The sequence below is a fragment of the Barnesiella sp. CU968 genome, assembly GCF_905219685.1.
GTDB lineage: Bacteria > Bacteroidota > Bacteroidia > Bacteroidales > Muribaculaceae > Lepagella > Lepagella muris_A.
Window position 1 is genome coordinate 1 of sequence record NZ_CAJMXD010000598.1, and the last position, 1,037, is coordinate 1,037.

Below are 1,037 nucleotides of genomic sequence, written 5' to 3' on the forward strand. Positions count from 1 at the left end.
AGCCAGCACAAATAGCAAATTGCCATCCAACTCTTGACCTCGAATTTGATTAACACTTTTTAAGAGACACTAGTGCTAAAATGATATTGTTAGGTGTAAAATTTAAGACATTATATATTAAACTGCATGTTGCAAATATAGCACAATAAACAACAGGTTCAATAATTCCCATCCAGCAATTGGACATTAAAGAATTGTTTATCTTAAGTAGATACAAGATAAGACATACAATTGCATTTATGGGTGCCCATATTAAGAGGGTTGTCAATATTAATACAGGTGCCCAAGTGTCACTATAAAATATAATAGTTTCTATGATAGTAACTGTAAATATGGATATTCCTAAGAATCTAAATGTCTGGAATCCAACTAATGCTGTTCTACTTTCTTCCATATACTAATTGATATTAATCTCTGTCTTTGAATATATTCATAATTTCTTGTCTTTTAACTGCCTTTTCTTGTTCTAAAGCTGTCCATGGTCGTAAAATCGATTCAAATCCAATTCTTATTCCAGGGATCATTTCTTTTATGTCTTCTATAATCTGTTTAGATACACCTGATTTTAATAATATTGTTGAGGTGCTTGTGTTGCAATTACCTTCCGTTAGTTTACTTGGTATCATATAATAAGATATATTGGGATTATTTCCAATAGAATTTCCAACTTCAATTACCTTATTGTCAAATTCATCTATGGTCATTCCAGCAGGTGGCTGTACAATAATTCGGGCTTTAAGTTTGTCTAAATCCTTTCCCTTCATTATTGCATGATCTTGCATATAATCCCGTTTAATCAACTTCCCGCTAAATACTCCTTTCACGCCATCCCATTCTGAACCATAAGCAAATTTGACTTTACCAACTTTTTTATTTTCAACTACAATAAAAGTATGAGTTGCTATAGATAAAAGATCATAACGTTCATCTAAGCCTGGTAATTTAGTTGCGTATAGTATTACTTCTTCTCCGGTTGGGTCTATGAAATTGACGGGATCAGCTGCGCAGTACGCGTAGGGGGAGATGTGGGTGTATGT

General features: G+C 33.2%; 1 protein-coding gene. It reads right to left on the minus strand.

Annotated features, from left to right (window positions below):
- Nucleotides 1-407: 407 nt before the first annotated feature.
- A partial coding sequence (locus JX312_RS13940; RefSeq protein WP_204458522.1) for a hypothetical protein occupies nt 408-1,037 on the minus strand: 630 nt, incomplete at its 5' end.